The sequence below is a fragment of the Arhodomonas sp. KWT genome (assembly GCF_010993615.1).
The window spans coordinates 1-17,229 of sequence record NZ_WNXE01000058.1 but is presented as its reverse complement, the minus strand read 5'-3'; the positions used below and the strand labels follow the sequence as shown (position 1 = coordinate 17,229).

At 73.2% G+C, this 17,229-nt stretch carries 14 protein-coding genes and 1 pseudogene; 6 read left to right on the top strand and 9 right to left on the bottom strand.

All coding sequences use genetic code 11. The annotated features are described in order from the left end of the window. Positions 1-1,014: pseudogene (locus tag G7A99_RS10610) on the top strand (hypothetical protein); the annotation flags it as partial. A gap of 791 nt (positions 1,015-1,805) precedes the next feature. Here the strand turns inward: G7A99_RS10610 and G7A99_RS10605 are convergent. Beyond that, positions 1,806-2,792 (bottom strand): diacylglycerol kinase family protein, encoded by a 987-nt coding sequence (locus tag G7A99_RS10605; protein ID WP_163140058.1) that lies wholly within the window; start codon positions 2,790-2,792, stop codon positions 1,806-1,808. Then, a complete protein-coding gene (locus tag G7A99_RS10600) occupies positions 2,779-3,984 on the bottom strand; it encodes a CDP-alcohol phosphatidyltransferase family protein (protein WP_163140056.1) in 1,206 nt (401 codons plus the stop codon). The genes G7A99_RS10605 and G7A99_RS10600 overlap by 14 nt, the downstream gene beginning before the upstream one ends. Before the next feature lie 57 nt (positions 3,985-4,041). Here G7A99_RS10600 and G7A99_RS10595 point away from each other — a divergent pair, with 57 nt between their 5' ends. From G7A99_RS10595 to G7A99_RS10585, 3 genes are all read left to right on the top strand, one after another. Then, positions 4,042-4,983, top strand: a complete 942-nt coding sequence (locus G7A99_RS10595) for a metallophosphoesterase (RefSeq protein ID WP_163140054.1) — start codon at positions 4,042-4,044, stop codon at positions 4,981-4,983. An 86-nt stretch (positions 4,984-5,069) separates the two neighbouring features. Further along, entirely contained in the window at positions 5,070-6,332 is a 1,263-nt protein-coding gene (locus tag G7A99_RS10590) for a glycosyltransferase (protein WP_163140052.1), read from the top strand. Further along, positions 6,329-7,282 (top strand): sulfotransferase, encoded by a 954-nt coding sequence (locus tag G7A99_RS10585; protein ID WP_163140050.1) that lies wholly within the window; start codon positions 6,329-6,331, stop codon positions 7,280-7,282. The genes G7A99_RS10590 and G7A99_RS10585 overlap by 4 nt, the downstream gene beginning before the upstream one ends. Before the next feature lie 40 nt (positions 7,283-7,322). On the opposite strand, the gene G7A99_RS10580 is transcribed toward G7A99_RS10585, so the two are convergent. From G7A99_RS10580 to lptF, 5 genes are all read right to left on the bottom strand, one after another. Next, positions 7,323-8,399: a glycosyltransferase family A protein gene (locus tag G7A99_RS10580; RefSeq protein ID WP_163140048.1), complete on the bottom strand. Its 1,077-nt coding sequence runs from the start codon at positions 8,397-8,399 to the stop codon at positions 7,323-7,325. A gap of 8 nt (positions 8,400-8,407) precedes the next feature. Then, a complete protein-coding gene (locus G7A99_RS10575; RefSeq protein WP_240466240.1) occupies positions 8,408-9,646 on the bottom strand; it encodes a glycosyltransferase in 1,239 nt (412 codons plus the stop codon). 87 nt (positions 9,647-9,733) lie between these two features. Then, positions 9,734-11,116, bottom strand: a complete 1,383-nt coding sequence (locus G7A99_RS10570; protein ID WP_163140046.1) for a lipopolysaccharide biosynthesis protein — start codon at positions 11,114-11,116, stop codon at positions 9,734-9,736. A gap of 9 nt (positions 11,117-11,125) precedes the next feature. Further along, the gene (gene lptG, locus G7A99_RS10565; RefSeq protein WP_163140044.1) at positions 11,126-12,193 is read right to left on the bottom strand and encodes an LPS export ABC transporter permease LptG; all 1,068 of its coding nucleotides are present in this window, start codon (positions 12,191-12,193) and stop codon (positions 11,126-11,128) included. Then, positions 12,190-13,263 carry an LPS export ABC transporter permease LptF gene (lptF, locus tag G7A99_RS10560; RefSeq protein WP_163140042.1) on the bottom strand — a complete coding sequence of 358 codons (1,074 nt, stop codon included), beginning with the start codon at positions 13,261-13,263 and terminating at the stop codon, positions 12,190-12,192. Before lptF ends, lptG begins: the two co-directional genes overlap by 4 nt. 115 nt (positions 13,264-13,378) lie before the next feature. On the opposite strand from lptF, the gene G7A99_RS10555 reads away from it, so the two are divergent. After that, positions 13,379-14,197 (top strand): NTP transferase domain-containing protein, encoded by an 819-nt coding sequence (locus tag G7A99_RS10555; protein WP_240466239.1) that lies wholly within the window; start codon positions 13,379-13,381, stop codon positions 14,195-14,197. Between the two features lie 185 nt (positions 14,198-14,382). Next, positions 14,383-15,792, top strand: a complete 1,410-nt coding sequence (locus G7A99_RS10550) for an MmgE/PrpD family protein (protein WP_163140040.1) — start codon at positions 14,383-14,385, stop codon at positions 15,790-15,792. 18 nt (positions 15,793-15,810) lie between these two features. Here the strand turns inward: G7A99_RS10550 and G7A99_RS10545 are convergent, their stop codons facing one another. Together G7A99_RS10545 and G7A99_RS10540 are read right to left on the bottom strand one after the other, a co-directional pair. Then, entirely contained in the window at positions 15,811-16,272 is a 462-nt protein-coding gene (locus G7A99_RS10545; protein ID WP_163140038.1) for a hypothetical protein, read from the bottom strand. A 153-nt stretch (positions 16,273-16,425) separates the two neighbouring features. Beyond that, positions 16,426-17,229 (bottom strand): nucleotidyltransferase family protein (locus G7A99_RS10540; RefSeq protein WP_163140036.1); only part of this gene is annotated, 804 nt, incomplete at its 5' end.

The window sequence follows — 17,229 nt, the reverse complement described above, 5'->3', positions numbered from 1 at the left end:
GAGGCCGCGGTGTTCAGCTACGCCGACGACTGGCTGCGCCCGGCCGGCGGCGGGGACACCGGCGACAGCGCCCCCGCGCCGTTCATCGACGCCCCTCTGCCCGAGCCGGAGGCGGAGCTGCGCGAGGTCACGCTGGAGGGGCTGGTGCGCTTCCTGCGCAACCCGGCGGAGGCCTTCCTGCGCCTGCGCCTGGGCACGCGGATGCAGCGCGAAGCGGTGGACGAGGCGGACAGTGAGCCCTTCGACCTGGACGGCCTGGGCGCCTACCAGCTCCGCGAGCACCTGCTCGCCCAGCGCCTCCGCGGTCATGACCCGGAGACCCTGGAACGGCTGCTGGACGCCGCCGGCACCCTGCCGGAGGGCCCGTTCGGCCGTGCGGTGATGGACGACACCGTCACCCGGGTCGAGCGCCTGCGCGAGCACCTCGAACCCCTGCTGGGCGAGCGCCTGCCGGCACTGGAGGTGGACCTCGAGCTGGCGGGCCTGCACATCACCGGCTGGCTCACGGACCGCCGCGAGGGCGGGCTGCTCACCTACCGCCCGGCCCCGGTGCGGCCCGCCGACCGGCTGCGCCTGTGGGTGAGCCACCTCGCGCTCAACGCCGTCGCCCCCGGCGACGATCCCGGCCGCATCAGCCGCCACCTCGGCGAGGGCGGCCGCGAGGCCCCGCCGGCCCTCCTGGCCTTCGCCGCCATCGATCCGGAAGAGGCCCGGGAGCGCCTCGGCGCCCTGCTCGCCCTCTACTGGCGCGGCCTGCGCACGCCCCTGCCCCTGCCGCTGGCGAGCGCCCATGCCTATGCCACCGCCCTGCGCCGCCACGGCGACGCCGACCGCGCCATGATCGCCGCCGCCCGCGTCTGGGAGGACAACCCGTTCCAGGGCGTGCCGGGCGAAGGCAGCGACCCGAGCTGGGCCACCGTGTTCCGCGACGCCGCCCCGCTGGACGACCCCGGGTTCCCCGCCCTCGCCACCGCCCTGTTCGACCCGATGTCCGACGCGGAGATGCCGGAGTAGCCCCGGCGACACGGCCGGACACCTGTCGGTCGCTAGGGGCAACCGGCCTTGTGTGGTTCCGGAGCGGAAGACCGGCAGATCGTGCACGGCCGCAGGCCGTGTGCGACGCCTTCAATGACCGGGCCGGAACGTCGCACGCCTGCGGCGCACGACCTACGCGGACTCAGCCACCTGACGTGTGCGACAGCCCGGAGCGGCACCGTCCAAAGAACTTCACACGCCCCGGACACCAGCCGCGCACCGGCAAATCGCCGGCACCCCGCCGCCCGTCGGTCGCATGAAGCATGCCGACCTGCCGCGGAACGGGAGCACACCGTAGATACCTCCTCGCGGATCAACCGATTTGCAGGTTATGGAATGTCTGGTCCCTGGTGACGCCGGAACGGATGTGGACGGGCTTGAGTATGACGGCCCCCGGGCGGCCACGCTGGCTTTCCCCACCTGCGCACACGCTGGAGGAATGCGCGGACATCGGGGTGATTAGGCCACTCAAGGCAGTCTACGCTGCCAGCACGCGGGACGGGATGTCGGCTGCCAGGAGGAACTGCCAGCCTACAAGCACGGCCCGTTCACAGGCATGCCGCAGGGGGGTCGCCTGCCTCTCCCGTAGGTCAGCTGCTCCCGGCAGCCGACGATCCCGCCGGCAGGGAGAGAACCGCCGTAGATTCCCCCCGCCGCCCGCCGGCGTCGTGCTCGGCCCTGATCGTTGTGCGGCCCCCCCCGACCGGAAATGCCACGGGACACCACACCGACGGCGGCGCCGGGCCGGACGTGGCGCGCGTGCTACCGCCTCAGGGCACCAGGAAGGGCATGGCCCGCTCGGCCACGGCGACCTGCACCGGGCCGCGGGCGCTGTCGGCAGGGTAGAGCTCGCCGTCGACGACGTAGTCGCCGTCGATATCGAGGGTGACGGCATCCACGTCGCCGCTGGCGAAGCCGCGCCGGGGGGACAGCCGGCGGCCCGGACGGCCGCGGAGCAACCACGGCAGCGCGGCAACCAGGCGGCCGGGACGGGCGGGCATGACCGTGCAGTGCAGCGCGCCGGTACCAGCGCCCCAGTACGGACGGCTGCCGAAGAGCAGCCGGTCCAGGGCGCTGACCAGCACCAGTCCATGGCCGACGGGCGGCGCCAGCGCCGCCGGCTGACGCAGGGTCACACCGCGGCCGGCCGGGCGCCGGGCGAACGGTGCGGCCAGGGTCCGAAGCACCGCCAGCGCGGAGGCCTTCTCCCCCACCAGGCCGCGGCCGCGTACCCGCTCGCGGAAGTATCCCACCCCGTCGGCGACCATGCCGGCGCCGAAGAACATCCCGCACACCCGGTCGCCGTCGTGCCCGACACCGAGCACCGGACGGTACCGCGCGCTCAGCGTGCGTGCGTCCGCCACGGTGGAGACCAGGCGCCCCAGCACGGCGACCGGCCCGCCGCGCAGGCCGATATCCCGCGCGGTCATGTCGGTGCTGCCGGCGGGGACCACCACCAGCCACGGCAGGCGCGGAAACGGGCGCGCCGTGAGCAGCTGCCCCAGCACCGCCTGCACCGTACCATCACCGCCCACGACCACCAGAGCGGTGACCCCGTCCGCGGCCATGGCCTCCAGCGCCGCCGCCATCCCCGCCGGCGTATCCGCCTCGTGGGCGGCGGTCAGCGGCAGCGAGGCGGCCAGCGCCCGCACCCGATCCAGCGGCCGGCGCAGGCCGCCGGCGCGGGGATTGAGCAGCAGGCCCAGCCGCTCGCCGGCGAGGGCCACCGCCGCAGCGGCGGGCTCAGCGTCGGGCACCGGCGCCTCCGGCCGGGGCCTGGGTGAAGCAGCGCACCGCCAGGCGGTCCCGGTCCCGGGCAGGGTCGACGTCGTTGAGCCAGGGCGCGAGCGCCGCACCGCGGGCGCGGAGCGCCGCCTGCACTACCCGGGCCGCGAGCACCAGCGTGGAAAGCACGTGCCAGGCGGCCACCATCCACAGCCCCAGGTCCGGCCGCCCGCCCAGCCAGAAGGCGGTGAGCAGGATGAGATTCGGGTTGCGCCGCGCCGTGATCAGGCGGTTGAAGGAGTCGAACGGCCGCCAGATGAACAGCGAGAAGGGCGCGGCGAACCACTGGAACGCGCCCTCGCAGAGCCGTCCGCCGATATAGGCGGCGAAGATCGCGGTGACGGTCACGCCCAGCGACGGCGTCAGCGTCCACGGTGCCGCCAGCCCGAGCCCCCAGGCGAGATACCAGAAGGGTGGGTGGATGAGGTCGATGCCGTGGTCGAGGTAGTCGCCGAAACGGCTGGAGGTCAGGGTCACCCGGGCGAGCTTGCCGTCCACGGTGTCCAGGAAGGTCATCAGCCACCCGGCCACGAGCCCGAGGCCGTGGGCCCCGCCCGCGAACGCCACCAGTGCCGCGATCGCCAGCACCAGGCTGGCGGTGGTCACCGCGTTGGGCGAGAGCCCGAGACGGATGCAGCCGTGCACCGCCCACTGGGCGGGCACCGGCCACAGCCACTTGGTGATCAGGTCGGTCACGCCCTTGTAGGCGCCGGAGAACAGCCAGCGCTCCAGCGCGCGGCGATTGCCGGCGGTGATGCGCGACACTCGCGGGGGGGTGACGCTGCGCAGCCGCGAACGGAAGCCGGAGGCGAGCTCGCCGGCGGACCTCGACGGCCGGTCCGCCAGCCCGCCGGCGTCCGCCGCGGCCACCGCCTCCAGCAACGCCGCCGTCTCCCCGCCGGAGCCCCGGGCCGCCACCGGCGTGCCGTCCTCGCCGAGCAGGCACACCGGCTCCGCGCCCTCGACGAGCCCGCGCAGCACCGCACCGTCATAGGCATGATCGGCGCGCAGCACGACCGCCGTCGCCTCCGCCGGAACCGTCTCCGGGCCAGCGACGGCCTCCACGCCGTCCATGGCGGCGAACGCCCGCTCCAGGCGCTCGCGGCCGGTGAGCCCCCACAGGCGGACCGGGCTGTCCCCGGTGACGCACACGTACACTGGCATCGTGGCCCCTTGTTCCCGCTTCCCACCGAAATGGGCGCTCATTATACTGGCCCCGCCATGGAATCCACGAACGACGATGGTGCGCACGGCCTCGCCTTCGCCCACCTCTCGGATCCCCACCTGACGTCGCTGCGCGCCCTTCGCCGCCGCGAGCTGATCGGCAAGCGCCTCCTCGGCTACCTCTCCTGGCGCCGGGGCCGGCGGCATGCCCACTGCGACGGCATCCTCGCGGCACTGCAGCGCGCCCTCGCCTCACACCCCGACGAGGAGATCGCGGTCACCGGCGATCTCACCCACCTCGGTACGCCGGACGAGTACCGCGAGGCCCGCGACTGGCTCGCCGCGCTCGGCCCGGGCCCGCAGGTGACGGTGGTGCCGGGCAACCACGACCTCTACGTCCCGGTCCGCTGGCAGGACACCCTCGCGGAGTGGGCCGCGCACATGTGCGGCGACGGCGACGAGCGCCCCCGCTTCCCCTTCGAACGCCGCCGCGGTCCGGTAAGCTTCATCGGCGTGAACACCGCCTACCCGAGCGCACCGCTGCTCGCCACCGGCCGGATCGACGGCGACCAGCTCGACGGCATCGGCCGGGCACTGGCGCGCGCCGGCGAGGCGGGGCGATTCCGGGTCGTGCTCATGCACCACCCGCCGCAGCCGGACGCGGTCTCCCGGCGCAAGTCGCTCGTCGCCGCCGAGCGCTTCCGCGCACTCGTGCGCCGCCATGGCGCCGAGCTCGTCCTCCACGGCCATGCCCACCGCCGCCTGCGGGGCGAGATCGACGGCCCCCGCGGGCCGGTGCCGGTACTCGGCGCGCCGTCCGCCTCCCAGCGCACCCACGATCCGGCACGCAACGCGGCCTACCACCGCTGCGTCGTCACCCCCACCCCGACGGGCTGGCGGCTCGGGGTCACGGTACACGCCTACGACGCCGAAACCGGAGACTTCGTCCCACGGGCGGACGCCGGCGGCACACTGGAGATACCGCGGCAATCCGCCTGAGCCGGCACGGACGTGCCCGGGGCCGCCGTGTATAATCCCGCGCCCACGAGACCGCTCCGCCCTGGGCCCCACCCACAGAGGTAGCCATGGACACGCCGGTGAGCCGACGCCCGGACCTAGCCCTGTTGCTGCCCTCGCTGGCAGCCGGCGGCGTCGGCCGGATGACGCTGAACCTTGCCGCCGGCTTCGTGGCCCGCGGCCTGCGCGTGGACCTGGTGCTGTGCCGGCCCGAGGGGCCGTACATGGACGCGATCCCGGACGGCGTTCGCCTGGTCACCCTGCAGCGGGAATCCGGCCCCGCCGCGCGGCTGCGGCTCGCCCGGCTGTACCCGCGGGAGATCGGGCTGCTGGCCCGCCCCGCGCTGCTCGCGCCGCGGCCGGCCCCGGTGCAGCCCTACGTGGCGGACCTGGCCCGCTACCTGGCGGAATACCGCCCCGCGAGCCTGCTCGCCGCAAAGACGCGCACCAACCTCCTCGCCCTCTGGGCCCGGCATCAGAGCGGACTGTCCACCCGAGTGGTGCTTTCCGAGCACACCCAGCTCTCCCGGGCCATTGCGGCCAGCCGCAAATGGCGCTGGCGCTACATCGCACCGCTGGTCGGACGTTACTACCCGGAGGCGGACGCCGTCGTTTCGGTCTCCGAGGGCGTCGGTGACGACCTCGCGGCAACCGCCGGACTACCGCGCGGGTCCATCACCACGATCCACAACCCGGTGGTCACGCCGGCCCTGGCGGAACGCGCCGCCTCGCCATCCCCCCACCCGTGGTTCAGCGACGGGGGGCCACCGGTGGTGGTCGCGGCGGGCCGACTGGTGGCACAGAAGAACTTCCCGCTGCTGCTGGACGCCTTCGCCCGCCTGCGGGCCGGACGCGCGGCCAGACTGGTGATCCTGGGCGAGGGCCCGGAGCGGGGACAGCTGGAAGCACAGGCGCGGGCGCTCGGCATCAACGCCGATGTCGCCCTGCCGGGCCAGGTGAAGAACCCCTACGCGGCCTTCGCCCGGGCGGCACTGTTCACGCTGTCCTCGGACTTCGAGGGCCTGCCCACGGTGCTCATCGAGGCCCTCGCCTGCGGCTGTCCGGTGGTGAGCACGGACTGCCCCAGCGGTCCGGCGGAGATACTCGATCACGGCCGCCACGGACCGCTGGTCCCCCTCGGGGACGCGCCCGCGCTCGCCACCGCGATGGCCGCGGTGCTGGACGACCCGCCCCCGGCTGAGGCCGTGCGCGCCCGGGGCCAGGCGTTCGGCCAGGAACGCAGCATCGCCCGCCACCTCGACATCCTCGGTCTGACGGCAATCGCGGGGGAGGCGGCCGCCACGGCCAACGCCAGCGGAGGCGCCGGATGACACCGAGCACCGAGAGCATCGTCCACGCGGGCTACCACAAGACGGCCTCGACGTGGTTCCAGCGGCGCTTCTACCCGGCGGTGACGAGCCACCGTTACATCCCGCGGGACGAAGTCCTCGATGCCCTGGTCCTCCCCCATGCCTTCGCCTTCTCGCCGGAGCGGGCGCAGGCGGCGCTCGGGCTGGACGGCGCCGGACCGGTCGCCCTCTGCGAGGAGGAGATCAGCGGCAGCTTCGAGACCGCGGGCCACCAGGGCGCGATGTCCAAGGAGATCGCCGAACGCCTCTCTAGGGTGCTACCCCGCGCCCGGATCGTGCTGTTCATCCGCCACCAGGTCGACATGATCGCCTCGGCCTATGCCCAGTACGTCAAGCGCGGCGGGACCCTGAACGCAGAGCAGTTCCTGTTCCCGGCGAGCTACCGCAAGGGCCAGTGGCGCCGGCCCTACAAGAAGCCGCTGTTCGACTTCGCCCATTTCAGTTATCTAGGGCTGATCCGCCACTACCGCGCCCTCTTCGGCAGCGACCGCGTGCACGTGTTCACCTACGAGGCGTTCCGGACCGACCCGCCGGAATTCCTCGCGGACTATGCCGAACAGCTTGGACTGGCCGTGGATCTCCAGGCGCTGGACGCCGGCGCGGCCAACTCCGCCTACCGGCACCGGACCCTGCGGCTGGCCCGGGCGCTCAACCACCTCACCTATCGCAGCGTGAACGACAAGCGCTACGTCCTGCCGACCGGCCGCTACCGCTACCTGAACGAGCTGCTGCGCCGCTTCGACCGCTCGCCCCTGGCAGGGCGGACGCTCACGCCCCGGGAGCTGCTCGGCGACGGGATCGTGGACTACATCGAGGACTACTACGCCGCGGACAACCGGGCACTGGCGGCGGAGACGGGTCTGGCGCTGGCCGGTTGGGGCTATCCGGGCACCGGCGCCGAAGCCGGGTAACACCCACAGAACACCGCAACGGAATAACGGCCCCGCGGCGTCAGTCCGGCGCGTCTCCGGCGCGCTCCGCCGGCGGGGAATAGTCCAGCGCCGGTGCCGGCACGCGGCACGGCAGCCAGCGGCCGCCGTAGGGCGCGAACGGCCGCATCAGCGGCGAGCGCAGCATCCGCATGACCGCACGGCCACCCAGGCGTCGCCGTGCACGCCAGCAGACCCGCACCCAGCGCCGGGCGGCCGCCCCGGCCAGGGCGGCCTGATCGTAGCGGCCCGCGCGCCGGTTGGCGGCGAGGAGGTCGCTGAGCCAGGCCTCGGCCCAGTCGACGTAGTCCTGATCCGGGGCCCCGAGCACCCCGCCCCGGCCCAGGCAATAGTGCCGGTCCAGGTCCGCGTCCGTGGGCCGCAGCCCGAGGGCCTCCAGCTGGGCGCGATGGATCGCGGTCTTTCGCTCGCGGGAGAGGTCCGCGGCCATGTTGGTGGAGCGGCCGGGGTGCTCCCGCCCGCAGGAGAGGATGACCGGCAGGTTCGCCAGGCGATGCCGCGCCGAGAGCCGCACGTGCAGCTCGTAGTCCTGGCTGCGCGGGAAGTCCTCGCGGTAGCGGTGGGCCTGCAACACCGCGGTGCGCGCCATCAGCGAGCGGTTGGAGATGCAGCAGCGGAACAGCAGCTCGGCGTCGACCGCCGGGGCCGCGACGGGTTGACGGCGCACCTGCCGGGACGTCCGGCCGTCACCGTCCATGAAGCTGCCCCAGGTCCCGATCTCGGCGTGATCGGGATGGGCATCCAGGAAGCGCACCTGCGCGGCGAGCCGCTCCGGGTAGGCGTAGTCGTCGCTGTCGAGCAGGGCGATGTACTCGCCCCGGGCCTCGTCGAGCCCGCGGTTGCGGGTCTGGGGAATGCCGAGATTGGCGCCGTTGCTCAGCGCCCGGACCCGCGGGTCCGCCGCCTGATAGCGGTGCATCAGCTCCAGGCTCCCGTCTGTGGAGCCGTCGTCGATCATCAACAGCTCGAAGTCGCTGTACGACTGGGCGAGGATGCTGTTGACCGCGACCGGCAGATAGCGCTCCCGGTTGTGGACCGGGATCACGACGGTAACGCGGGGACGATGCGGCGTCGGCATGGCAGGCGTCATCCTTCGCGGACGCCGCCGCCCGGCGCCGGCGAGAGCTGCTGCAGGTAGAGAGTCAGGATACGCGCCATGGTGAACGCCCCGGCGCGCTGGCGCACGGCCCCGGGCGCCGGAGGATCGGCGAGGGTGGCCACCAGGGCATCCGCCATCGCGCGATCGTCACCGACGGCCACGAGCCGGCCCCAGCGCCCGTCCTCCAGGATCTCCGCCGGTCCGCTGGGGCAGTCCGTGCTCACCACCGGACAGTCGCAGGCCAGGGCCTGGATGAGCACGCCGGGCAGCCCCTCGTAGCGCGAGCTGAGCACGAATGCCGATGCCCGCGCCATGAAGGCGAAGGGATTGTCCACGAAGCCGGGCATGTCCACGTCCGCCGCCACGCCGAGCTGCCGGGCCTGCTGCTCCAGCGCCCGGCGCCCGCGCCCCTCGCCCAGTATGACCAGCCGCGCCGCGCGGTCGGCGCGCAGCCGCGCGAAGGCACGGAGCAGCGTCGGGAAGTCCTTCTGGTAGTGCAGCCGGCCCGCGGCGAGCAGCACCGGGGTCCCGTCCGGCTGGTCCAGCCAGGGGTGCCCCGAGGGCAGCGCCGCGCGCTCGGGGAGGCCGTCGTCGACCACCGGGTTCGGGATCACCGGCACCCGCGCGGGGTCGAGCCCCGTGCGCTCGCACAGGTCCGCCGCCACCCCCCGGGAGACGGCGATCACCGCCGCCGCCCGCGGATAGAGCCGGCGCACCGGCCCGAGCACCAGGCGCTTGCGGGGCGTGCGGCCGGCGCGGAGGTAATCGCTGATCTGGGTGCGCTGGGAGAGCAGCAACCGCGCATCGGAGTCCGCGAGGGCGTGGGCGCAGACGGCGGCGAGGTTGCCGTAGTGCTGGGCGGCGAGCAGCGTCGCCGGCCGGGCCCGCGCGAGGTAGCGCGCCAGCGCGGGGATCGCCCCCAGCACCCGCGGCGCACCGGGCAGCCAGACGATCGGACCGAGGGCCCGGAGCAGGCCCGGGCGGCGCACCAGCGCCGGCAGGCACGCCTGGGCCACCGGGGCACGCAGGTCCACCAGCTGCACGCCCGGCGGCACCCGGTCCCGGTAGGCACCGCTGCCGTAGGCCACCAGCAGATCGACCCGGTAGCCGCGGGCCGCGAGCGCGGCGGCCAGGTCGAGGAACACGCGCACGGGCCCCACGCCGGCGAGCGAGCGCAGGAACAGCGCCACGGTGGGGGCCTCGAAGGACGGGTCCGGCTCGGTCACGGGACGCGGATGACACTCGTGGTTGCGTGGCACAGGGCGCCCGGAGCGACCCGGACGGCGCGATGCGCGGTATCTACGCACCCGGCGTCACCCGCCGTCAAGCGGCACGCGTCCGTCATTGTCGCCCCCGCCGCGTGATCCGGCGGTGCGCAGCCACGGCAGGGCCGCGGCAAGGCGCACCAGCAAACGCGCGAGCGCCGAGACCGCGGCCGCCAGCCCCGCCCCCTCCACACCCATGACATGCACCAGCGGCGCCACCGCCGCCAGGTAGACCAGCGTGCCCACGCCCTGGGAGAGCAGCGCGCGACCGGGATGCCCGGCGGAGATCAGCAACGGCCCGAGCGGGAACCACCACACCGGCAGCAGGACGGAGAAGGCGAGCAACAGCATCACCCCATAGGCCTCGCGGGCGGGCGCGCCGCCCATGAGCCCCAGCAGCGGGTCGCCCGCCAGGGCCAGCACCGCCATCACGGCGAGCACCAGCACGCCACAGATCGCCACCGTGCGCAGGACCAGCCGGCGCAGGCGCCGGGTCTCGCCAGCGGCCAGCAGACCGGCGATCTCCGGATAGATCGCCGGCGTGAGCAGTTTCACCGGCTTGCTGAGGGCCCGGGCGAGCCGGTCGGCGACATGGAACAGCCCCACCGCATCCGCCCCCAGGAGCACACCCACGGCGAGCGTGCCCATGTGCTCCACTCCCAGCGCCAGGACCGCATTGGCGCTCGTGATCCCGATGAAACGCAGGATGCCGGGGAAGCGCCCGCGCAACCCCCGCCAGCTGTCGGCGGGCCCGGCCAGCAGGCCCCGGCGGGCGAGCTCCCCGCAGGCGCAGACGATCAGCGAGAGGGTGGTCAGCACCCTTGCCAGGAACCACACCGCGAGGAACCCGGCGATCCCCCAGTCCAGCGCTATCGCCAGGCCCACACCGACGAGACGCACACCGGACTGCACCGGCGAGCGCACGGCGAGCAGGTCGAAGCGATCGAACAGCCGCAGCACCCCGAGGGGTGTCGCCGAGACCATGAACAGCGCCGAGAACCCATAGAGTGCGGCCATGGGCGTAACCGCCGCCGGCCAGCCGACCAGCGTCCCCGCGGACCAGGCGAGGGTGGCGCACACGAGCGCGGCCGCCGCGGCGCTGGCCACGTCCAGCAGCGCGGTGAACCGGATCAGCCGCCGCAGCCCCGGCCGGTCGCCGTCGTGAAGCAGCGGCGTACCGTAGCGCAGGATCGCCTGCCAGGACTTGAAGTTGACCACCCGGCCGATCACCAGCGTGAACGTGTGCACCAGCGCCAGGGTGCCGTAGCCCTCGATCCCCAGGGCGCGCACCGCCAGCGCGATGGTGATCAGCCCGAGCACGGCGCTCACGGTCTTGCCGCCGAGCAGCTTGCCGGAATTGGCCAGCACCCGCCGCAGCGCCCCTTTACTGATGGTTGCGTCCGCCCCCGCGTGTCGCTGCCCGCCTGCCATGCCGCCCCCTTACCGCCGCCAGCCCGCGAGCACGGCGCCGACGACGAGCATCGACCCCGCCGGCACCAGGGCGATCGCGGCCGGGGGAAGCCCCAGTGACAAGCCGGTACTCGCCAGTATCTGGTCGCCGATGAACACCGCGATGCCGGTAAAGGCACCGAGCACCAGGCGTGGGGCCAGCGCACCGCGGGGGGCGCCGCCGGTGACGAAGGCGGTGGCGAGCAGCGTGAGTGCGATGGTCAACAGACCGTGGCCCGCCTTGCGCCACAATACCAGCGCATACCGCGCCGACGGGCTGCCGCTGGCACGCAGGTAGGCCACGTAGCCCGCCAGGTCCACCGGGTCCAGGCTCTCCGGCGGCCGCTGCATGGCCGCGATGCGGGCCTGATCGATGAACGGTTTCCATTCGAGGCTGGCGCGATGCTCACTGCCGCTCTCCGCACCGGAGAAGCGTTTGATGGTCACGTCGTACAGCCGCCAGGTCCCGTCACCGCGTATCTCGGCCCGGGCCGCATGCACGTAGCGCGCCAGCCGCGCCTCGCCGCGCAGCCGGAAGAGCTCCACGTCCACCGGCACGCGGCCGTGGCGCATCGCCCCGATATGCAGGATCCGGTGGCGGTCGCGCAGCCACAGTCCCAGCCCGCCCTCGCCTCGATCCATGCCGGCAATGATCTCGGTACGCCGCTCGATCGCGTGCTGCTGCGCCGCCGGGGCGACCGCCCCCTGCAGGGCCACATACACCAGCGCCAGTGCCAGCGCCGCGAGCCCGGTGGCGCGGCGAAGCCGCCACGCGGACAGGCCCACCGCGCGCAACGCGATCAGCTCGTCGTGGGCCGCCAGCAGTCCGAGCCCCACGATACCGCCCAGCAGGCCGATGAACGGAGCGAGCTGGGCCAGCCGCCGGGGCACGAGCAGCGCCGTATGCGCCAGCGCGTCGACGAAGCCGTAGCCCCCGCGGCCCAGGTCCTCGAGCTGTTCGGCGAGATCGAGGAGGGAAAACAGCGGCAGGAGCACCGCCGCGGCGATGCCGAAGCCGATCAGCACACGGGTGACGATATGACGTTCCAGGCGGCTCACCCGCCGCCTCCCCGCCGCAGCCGCCACGCGGCCCCGCGCAGCCACAGACCGAGAAGCACCGCCGCCGCCACCGCGTGCACCCACCACACACCCGGGAATGCCCCCACCGCTGACTGCTCCACCCAGCTCCGGGCCATGTCCGTGGCCACGAAGTACAGCGCGAACACCCCCATGGCGGTGAACACCCGCGCATAGCGACCGCGCCGCGGGGCCGTCGCGCTCAGCGGTACGGCCAGAAGCGCGAGCAGCAACGCCGCCAGCGGGCGCGATGCCCGCCACTGCCACTCGGCGACGTCGTCGGGGCGCTCGGAGCGCAGCAGCGAGGCCGTCGCCGCGGCCTTGCGTTTATAGCCCACCAGCCGTGACGGCGGCTCCAGGCGCAGGGTCAGCTCACTGAACTCGGAGACCCGGTCGCTGCCGCCGTCGCGGTCGAGGGTGTAGACGGCGCCATCGTCCAGGAGCAGGCGCGTCCGCCCCGCCGCCCCTTCGGGCTGACGGGCCCGGTCGGCGAGCACCAGCTGGACCACGCCGTCGTCGCCTTCGTAGAGCAGGAACCCCTGGAGTCCGTCCCCGCCGCGGGCCCGGGCATGGACCACACGCCCGGTGTCGTCGTTGGCCTGGAAATGCCCGGGCGCAAGGTCGTCCAGCTCGAACTCCGCGCCCTGCTCCGCCTCCAGGGTGTAGACGCGCTCGTAGGCCCAGGCACGGGCGAAAAGCGACACCCCGCCGACCACCACCGCCACGGACACGGCCACCACGAGCACACCACGCACCAGCGCGGCGCCACTGAACCCCAGCGCGCGCAGCCCCACGACCTCGTGATCGTGGTGAAGCCGGCCCAGGGCGATCACCACCGCGAGGTAAAGCCCCAGGGGCAGCAGAACGTCCAGCGCGATCAGGGTACGTAGCGCCACGAGCTCGAGGAGTACCGGCAGCTCCACGGCGAGGGCGGCCGTACCCGTCAGGCTCCGCGCGGTATCGAAGGCCGCGAAGATGACGACGAGCAGCGCCAGCACGGGGATCAGGGCATGGCTGACCTCGGCGGCGATGTAGCGGACGATGCGGGACAAACGGACTCCCTCCGGGACCGGGCGCCCGGCGGACGCCCCTGTCGGGCCGCCGCTAATGCTAATACAGCGGGGATGTGATGAAATAGTTACGTTTTTGCCCGAGCAACCGGACCCGATGATGGATTCACTGTCACCGTCACGGCACGGGGCGGCAGATGCCCCCGAAGCGCCGACCCACGCCCTGCTGCTCAGTGCCGGTCAGGGGCGCCGCCTGCTGCCGCTGACGGAAGACAGGCCCAAGTGCACCCTGAGCTTTCATGGCCGCACCGTGCTGGAGTGGCAGATAGACACCCTCCTGGAGGCGGGCATCGACGGCGTGACCGTGGTCACGGGCTACGGCGCCGAACGCGTCGAGGCGTTGCTCGAGCGCCGCTACGGTGGCGCCCGTGTCGAGACCGTGTTCAACCCCTTCTATCGGGTCTCGGACAACCTCGCGAGCTGCTGGATCGCGCGCGCGGCAATCCGCGGCGAACTGCTGCTCATCAACGGCGACACCCTGTTCGAAGGCGGCATCGTCCGCGACGTGCTGGCCGCGCCGCCGGCCCCCGTGACCCTCACGGTGGACTTCAAGGACGCCTACGACGACGACGACATGAAGGTCTCGCTGCACGGTGACGGCCGCCTGCGCCGGGTGGGCAAGCGCCTGGACGCCTCCGAAGTGGACGGCGAATCCATCGGCATGACCCGCTTCCAGGGCGACGGCGCGTCGCTGTTCCGGGAGGCCGTCGAGCACGCCATGCGCGACCCGGACGCGCTGCGCCTGTGGTACCTCTCCATCATCGACGCCATGGCCGACGAGGACCACGTCCGGGCCTTCCCCATCGCCGGACGGCGATGGGCCGAGCTCGACTTCCCCGAGGACCTGGAACCGGTGAGCGACGTCCTCGCCGCACAGCTGCCCACGGCCTCGACGGGCACGGCCCAGGGCGGCTGAGCGCTCCCCCCGAAACCGCCGGCCGTCGTCGATCACCGCCGACCCGCCGGATCACGCCTCCAGCCCTTGAAATGCGAACAAATCGCATTACGTATACCCAGTAGGACGTCCTTCCCTCGTGACAACGCCGGCCCGACGACGGTCGGCGATACGGCGCCCGTTACCGGGCACGCAGGAGGCAGGCGATGACGGAAGTCCAGAAGCTCGCACGTTTCGTAACCGGGACCCGGTTCGGCGATCTCAGCGACGCCGCGCTGGCACAGCTGCGGATCCGCGTTCTCGACACCATCGGCGTGGCGATCGCCGCGCTGGATGCCGAACCGACGATGGCGATACGCGGGCTCACGGAGCGCCTAGGCGGCAATGGCGAGGCCACCCTGATCGGCGGCGGGCGCTCGGCCCCGGACCGCGCGGCCTTCCACAACACCGCACTGAGCCGGTACCTCGATTTCATGGACAGCTACCTCGCCGCCGGCGAGACCAACCACCCCTCGGACAACCTCGGTGCCATACTCGCCGCGGCGGAAAGCGCCTGGGCCGACGGCCGGACGTTCCTCACCGCCCTCGCCTGCGCCTACCAGGTGCACACGCGGCTCTCCGACGTGGCACCGGTGCGCGGCCACGGCTTCGATCACACCGTTCAGGGCGCCTACGCCGTCGCTGCCGGCGTCGCACGAGCGCTCGGACTCACGCCGGAGCAGACCGCCAACGCCATCGCCATTGCCGGCACCGCCAACAATGCGTTGCGGGTGACCCGCACCGGGGAACTCTCCCACTGGAAGGGCCTGGCGTATCCGCAGGTCGCGAAGGAGGGCACGTTCGCCGCACTGCTGGCCCGCGCCGGAATCACCGGGCCGGCACAGGTATTCGAGGGCAACAAGGGATTCAAGCAGACCATCGCCGGCGACTTCGACATCGACTGGGCGGCGGAGGACCTGGAAAGCGTACGCCGCACCATCGTCAAGAAGCACAACGCCGAGATCCACTCGCAGTCCGCCCTGGATGCCGCCATCCGGATCACCGGCCGCCCGGGGTTCGATCCCGCCGCCATCCGGGAGGTGGCGGTCACCACCTTCCAGGTCGCCTACGACATCATCGGCGGCGGCGAGGAGGGCGACAAGCGCCGTATCCATACCAAGGAAGAGGCCGACCACTCGCTGCCGTACATGGTCGCCGTGGCGCTGCTCGACGGCGAGGTGCAGCCGGATCAGTACGCCCCGGCGCGTATCCGCCGCGACGACGTCCAGCAGCTGCTTCAGCGGGTGACGGTACGGCCCGATCCGGACTATTCCGCGCGCTTCCCCGCGGAGATGCCGAGCCGCGTGGACGTCACCCTCCGGGACGGCAGCGTGCTGAGCGCAGAGACCGCCGCGTACCGCGGATTCCACACCAATCCGCTGGAATGGGGCGACGCGGTGGCGAAATTCGGCCGCCTGGTAACCCCGTTTACCGGTGCATGGCTGCGGGATCGCATCGTGGACACCCTCGCCACGCTGGAACAGCGCCGGGTCGGCGAGCTTGGCGCGCTGCTCGCCCGGGTGCCGGGCACACGCCCGGCGGAATCAGGCAACGCCGCGGCGGGGGAACGCCCGTGAGCAGCGGCCCCGCCGGTGTCAGCCGTGAGCGCCGGCCACACCGCCGGCGACGGTGACGAGCGCGAACACCAGCAGGAGCACGTGCAGGTGGTGCATGCGCGCGAGCCGGGACGGCAGGTCCCGCTCCAGCGGGCCGGACATGATCCGCCGCAGGACCCCGGTGGGCCCGAGGACGAAGAGCATGAGGAAGAACAGCGTCCACAGGGCGATCATCGCCCACAGCCACCAGAAGGCCGGCTCGCCGAGGACACGCCAGAGCTGCAGGCGGTAGAGCATCCAGCCGCCGGAGGCACCGACCGTCAGCACCGCCACGCGCACCTGCGGTGCGAAGCGCCGCTCGACCGCATGGAAACGCTCCAGCGCACCGTCCGGATGGCGGCGCAGGTGGGGCAGGACAACGGTGGTGACGAGCGCCATGCCGCCGACCCACCAGACGACGCCCAGCACGTGAAGCACAATGGCCACGGTGATGTCGGACACCGGCGATCCTCCTGATCGCACCTTATCATTAACCCGGCCGGCAGCGGCGGGCGCGCCCTGCCGGCGGACGCAGGCATCCCGGCCGATGGCCGGGTCATAAGGAGTATATTCAGGTTTTCTATAAGAGGGAAACCGTCCGGGCCCGGGCCGCGGTCAGGCGGTGGGCGGCGCCGGCGTACCGGCGGGGGCCGCAGGCCGGTCTCCGGCCAGCACCGCCTCGGCGAGCGCCAGGTCCGCCGCCGAGTCCACGTCCACCCCGGCCCGCGCCCAGGGCAGGATCACCGCACCGACGCTGACCCCGAGACGGCGCGATAGGGTCTCCAGCGCCGCCTCCAGGCTCAGCCGCCCGAGGGCGTAGCGCGCCACCGCCGTGGGCCCGACCGCACCCAGCACCACCTGCCAGGGGCGCTTGCGACGCGCCTCCACCCGCTGCCAGTAGCGCACCAGCGAACGCCCCGCCGGCGTCGGGAAGGCGAACAGGTTCGTGCCGCAGACGGCGGCGTCGCTGAGCCGGGTGACCGTTCGGCGCACGCCGGGAAAGGCCGCCGCTACCGTGTCGTACTCCACCAGCCCCACCACGGCGTCCCAGCCCCCGGCCGCAGCCGCCTCGGTGAAACCGTCGATCATCCCCGCGGTCAGCAGGGCGTGGTCACCGGTGGTCACGAGGGCCGGGCGCCCCCCGCCGAGATGGGTCAGCCCCGCCTCGGCACTCGCGCTCGGCCCGGGTTGCGGGGCAATCCAGTCGACGGCGCCGGCGTCGATGCGCCCACGCAGCTCGCCGCTACCCGCCAGCGCCGGCGCCGGCGGACCGCACAGCACGGTGCACGTCGCAGCCGGACTCGCCGCGAGCGCGTCGAGCACGCGCAGGACCATGGGGCGGCCGGCCACCGGCGCGAGGACCTTGCAGGCGGACCCGGTGGCGGCAGCCACCGGGTCCGCGGGCCCGCGGTCGGCGGC